The organism is Tunicatimonas sp., assembly GCF_049647865.1.
GTDB lineage: Bacteria > Bacteroidota > Bacteroidia > Cytophagales > Cyclobacteriaceae > Tunicatimonas.
Genome location: NZ_JBARYM010000661.1, coordinates 1 through 2,709 on the forward strand (window position 1 = coordinate 1; position 2,709 = coordinate 2,709).

The 2,709-nt window shown below is 43.5% G+C and carries 3 protein-coding genes; 1 reads left to right on the plus strand and 2 read right to left on the minus strand.

Annotated features, from left to right (window positions below):
* Positions 1 to 271: 271 nt before the first annotated feature.
* A complete protein-coding gene (locus WBA23_RS19310; RefSeq protein ID WP_424583918.1) occupies positions 272 to 883 on the minus strand; it encodes an RNA polymerase sigma factor in 612 nt (203 codons plus the stop codon).
* A gap of 357 nt (positions 884 to 1,240) precedes the next feature.
* Between WBA23_RS19310 and WBA23_RS19315 the strand changes: the two genes are divergently transcribed.
* Positions 1,241 to 2,056 carry a DUF6503 family protein gene (locus tag WBA23_RS19315; RefSeq protein ID WP_424583919.1) on the plus strand — a complete coding sequence of 272 codons (816 nt, stop codon included), beginning with the start codon at positions 1,241 to 1,243 and terminating at the stop codon, positions 2,054 to 2,056.
* Between the two features lie 15 nt (positions 2,057 to 2,071).
* Here the strand turns inward: WBA23_RS19315 and WBA23_RS19320 are convergent.
* Positions 2,072 to 2,709: glutamate ligase domain-containing protein (locus tag WBA23_RS19320; RefSeq protein ID WP_424583920.1), on the minus strand; the 638-nt coding region annotated here is incomplete at its 5' end.

Genomic DNA, 2,709 nt, shown 5'->3' on the forward strand with positions numbered 1-2,709 from the left:
TGACTTAAAGATTGTCTCTTTTTGCTCGGGATGCTGCTGGAGATAATTCTCCCAAAAGGTGCGAGCTTCTCTATCCTCAGAAAGAACCCATTGTTGAAAAGAGTCATCAGCCACAAAATCATCAATGGTCTGGTAATTGGACATAGGCAGTTAATAGCGCTTACTATAAGAGAGGCAGCCCTTCTAATTTTTACGCCCAAAAAGTTTATTTTTTTTTACGCGGTATCTGAAGTTTACTAAAATGGGGCAATGAAGAGGTATAATTACCTAGCTAGAGTATTCTTAAAAGGCTTATAAGTAGATAAAGAATAGCGGTGGCAAAGCTAAGTAGTACTATTTCCTTTCTAGGCATTACTGAGCGCATTTTTTTTACGCCTTTAAAAACCAGATCGTAAGCAGTTTTAGGTTCACAATCCAAAATTTTACTGATTTCAGGATAGGATAGCTTATCGTAGAACTTCAAAAAAATTGCTTCGCGCTGGCGATCAGAAAGCTTTATGAGGGCGTCATTTAATAACTTCGCCTGAAAAGAGCTTCGCTCAGCATTCATAATTTCAACCTCTCGCGACACAGTAGCCGCAAATACTGGCTGTAACGGTTGTTGTAGGTAGGAGGTGTTTTGTTTCAGGTACCTAATTAGTTTTCGTCGAAACGACTTGTATAAATAAGGTTTAATAGCGTGGATATTACTCAGTTTTTCCCGCGATTGCCATAATTCCACAAATAATTGCTGTACACACTCTTCTACTATCTCTGGCTGAGCAGTAAACTTCTCGCCATAGTTGTATAAAGCAGGAAAAAACTTAGAGTAGATGGTACTAAATGCCTGATGATTTCCTGCTCGGAATTCGCTCCATAGCGTAAAATCATCTGGTTGCTCCATCGTTTTTTAGTATCAAAATTTTAATAATTACTCATATTACTAAAAGGAAGATAAAATAACAATGAGTACAAATTCTATTTTTAAAAATACAGTAGCACCGTTCTGTTAGTAAACAGCTCACCCTCTTTTTTCTGCTTATAATTATTGTCTTAGGTTGAGCATTCGTTCACTGTAGTTAGGCACTAACTATACGCTGAAAGCTCGCGTGCAAGGAGTTCTTCTTTTACAAGGACTTTCATGAGGTTAAAAATTTAAACATGCAGGCTAGCACCCGGTTACATATATTGTACATTTGCGGAGTAAGGACCTAATTATTTTGCATCTCGCTACTAACACCTTTAGAAACCTACTACACCTATGAACCGAAATCTTGCCTTCCTATTAGCACCCTTTTTATTTATTGCCTGCCAGCCAGGACAAACTTCTGAAGAACAAACCACTGAGATAAACGGAGCGGGACTGGCCTATGCTAACCCTCCGGCCGATGGCTTTAATGAAGCGGGTTCGGACGAGAAAGCAATAGCCATTGCTGATAGCGTAATGCAAGCGATGGGCGGCCGTAAGGCTTGGGATACCACCCACTATGTTGCCTGGAATTTCTTTGGGTCCCGCAGCCTACTGTGGGACAAGCAGTCGGGCGACGTACGCATTGAAGTGCCCCGCGACTCGGCGATCTACCTGATCAACGTAAATTCTGACAAAGGAAAGGTAGCGATGGGCGGTAAAGAGATTACCAATGCCGACTCAGTAGCAAAGTTTGTGGAGCAGGGAAAGAGTATCTGGATCAATGACAGCTACTGGCTGTTTATGCCCTTTAAGCTAAAAGATTCGGGAGTTACCCTAACCTACGCCGGTGAAGATACCATTCAGGGAGGAGATAGGGCTGAGGTGCTGGAACTTCGGTTTGAAAACGTAGGCGTAACCCCTCAAAATAAGTACCGCGTATACGTAGACCCTACTGATTATATGGTGGAACAGTGGGCGTACTATCCTACCGTAGAGATGGATACTCCCCGCTTTATCACCCCGTGGGCGGAGTACGAAAAGTACGGCTCAATTATGCTAGGCGGCGACCGGGGCGAGCGGGATATTACCGATATTGAAGTGATGGAATCCGTTCCGGAAGGCACGTTCTCTGACCTGGAAAATTTTCAGTTGATAAAATCATCCTGAAAAACAACGATTGCTTTATTCTGCCCCTTCAACCACCTCGGACTCCTGATCTAATCCTAGCGCAGACAAGAATTCCTGACCGGATGACTGGTACAGTTGGTGCGCCTCATCTTCCTTGTATTTCATTACTTGGGCTAAGGCTTGAGCAATGGCATCGCTGAAGAGCACGATCAACGTATCGGGTTGAGCGTTTTTAATAGCATGATCAATGGCGTCTTTTTCCCCAGGAATAACAGTTATCTTTTTGTTTTTATCAACCTGCTGAATACCCGTGGTTAGCATTTCAACGATCTCTTCCTGGGTTTTTCCCCTCAGGTTCCGGTCGGCCCGGATGATAATTTCATCGAAGGTCTCACAGGCAATGCGCCCTACTTCTTCGGTATCTTCTTTACGGCGGTCGCCAATGCCGGTGATAATACCTACTTTACGGCGACTATCCATGTTGGCAATCAGTTTTTGCAGTGCCCGAAGCCCAGCAGGGTTGTGGGCATAATCCAACAAGAACCTAAAGTTCTTGAACGTAAATAGGTTCAGCCGCCCGGGAGTTTGAGAGGGAGAAGGAATAAATGACTCTAAGGCTGACTTAATATCCTCGATAGGAAACTTATTGATTACTCCGGTTAGCACTACCGGCAGCACATTCTGAATCATGA